At 43.5% G+C, this 2,047-nt stretch carries 1 protein-coding gene; it reads left to right on the top strand.

The genetic code is table 11. The features are described from left to right. Nucleotides 1-2,047, top strand: a 2,047-nt coding sequence (locus tag VN105_RS22885; RefSeq protein ID WP_325644575.1) for a hypothetical protein, incomplete at both ends; no start/stop codon positions are given.

The following is a 2,047-nucleotide window of genomic DNA, read 5'->3' as shown; positions in this document are numbered from 1 at the left end:
TCAAGTCACTGGGACTAGCGGTACTTGGGTTATTTTTCGGCACTGCATGGGGGCAGGCCACTTTGCCAGTAAACAGAACTTCCTGGGGAACTGAGCCACAAGGATGGACAAACAACGGATGCGCGCACAGAACTACAAGCTCTGCCTGTTCCAATAACAGTGCAACGACTTTTGACGGAACAGGTGACAACAGGATACTTTTTATTAATGCTGCACCACAGACCTTATCGATGACCTTAAAAAATCAAGGAATGTCCGGACAATCCTATCTGTTAGTTGAACAATCTGCAGATGGTAGTGATTATACGGAATTAGGAAGGTATGGTACGGCTAACGGCGCAACATCAATTACCAATGCACAATGTTCTGATATTGATTTGCCTTTGCTTTCTTCTACACGTTACATCCGATGGACTTATACCAAAGCCAGCGGTAACTGTGATATGGACGATGTTATTGTTACAGCCGCACCGGTTGTTCCTGCATTTACCGTTAGCTCAACATCTATTACCAGCTTTGGTAATGTCAATGTAGGTTCTTCTTCCAACAGTTCTTCGGTTACAGTTTCAGGAACTAATCTTACCGGTAATATTACAGCCACGGCTCCTGTAAATTTCCAGGTAAGTACAAATAATTCAACATGGTCAGGTTCGGTAAGCTTTACTCCTACATCCGGCACTGTAAGCAGCAGACCGCTTTATGTGCGTTTCTCACCTCAGAGTACCGGACTTAAATCCGGTTCTGTTACAGTAAGTACTTCAGGAGCATCTAACCAAAATATCTCTGTTTCCGGTACAGGAGTTATTACTTCTACTACATGGAACGGTTCTGCATGGAGCAACGGAAATCCGACTGCTGCTCTTGATGCCGTTATCAGTGGAAATTATGATACAAACGCTGCTGCACCACAAGGCCCAATTACAGCGAAAAACCTTAACATTACTTCTGGTACAGTAATCGTTGGTGCTAACGGATTGGAAGTAAAAGAAACATTGTCTAAAACCGGCGGAACCATCGATGCTGCTGCAGGCGACATTACTTTCTCCGGTACTACAGTACAAACACTTCCGGCTAATTTTTTCACAAACAATACGATACAGAAATTAATCCTTAATAATGCTGCCGGACTAACCTTAGCCGGCACGACTAACCTGACGGGAGTTCTTGACGTAGTGTCAGGTAATTTGGCCGCTAATGGCAATCTGATATTAAAATCAACCGCTTCAGGTTCTGCCAGAATCGCTGCCGTAACCGGATCTATTACCGGAGAAGTTACCGTTGAACGCTATATCCCACAAGGAAAACGTGCTTTCCGATTTTTAACTCCGGGAGTTACCACAACTAATTTTATCAGCAATAACTGGCAAACCGGAACCCATATTACCGGTTCTGATTCAGGCACAAACGGATTTGACACTACACTGACAGGAAATCCATCGATGTATGTTTATAACAACAATACTGCTTCCGGCAGTGGATGGAGCGCAATCGCAAATACTGACGCTACCAATTTAGTGGCAGGAAACGGCTATAGAATCCTGATTCGTGGTGACAGGAATGTTGACTTAGGGCAATCTTCTGCCGCTGATATGAATGCTGCCGTAACCTTAACTGCAAAAGGAACCCTGAAAACAGGTCAGGTTGTTTTTGATGCTGCGACTACTCCGGCCATCAATGCAACTCAAAACGCTACAACTAACGGTTACAGCCTGATTGGAAATCCATATGTGAGTCCTGTAGACTGGCATTCTGTAACCAAATCAGGTGTAGAAGATGTATATTATGCATGGGACCCAAATATGGGTACTGCGACACAAAGAGGGCGTTATGTAGCCTACAGCCAGACTGTTGGAAGCAATAACCTACCTGAATCAGCAGTTAACCAATACATACAGCCAGGACAGGCATTTTTTGTAAAAAATACAATATTAGGTGTAGCCGGTGCAGTTACTTTTGAAGAAAGCAACAAAGCTTCGCAGTCTACAAATGTTTTCAGAACGAATACTACAGAAGAAAAATCATTATTAAGTATTTCGGTATATGATGC

Source organism: Chitinophaga sp., from assembly GCF_035564935.1.
Taxonomy (GTDB): domain Bacteria; phylum Bacteroidota; class Bacteroidia; order Chitinophagales; family Chitinophagaceae; genus Chitinophaga.
The sequence above is the reverse complement of the archived record's forward strand: the minus strand, read 5'-3'. Positions and strand labels throughout refer to the sequence as shown.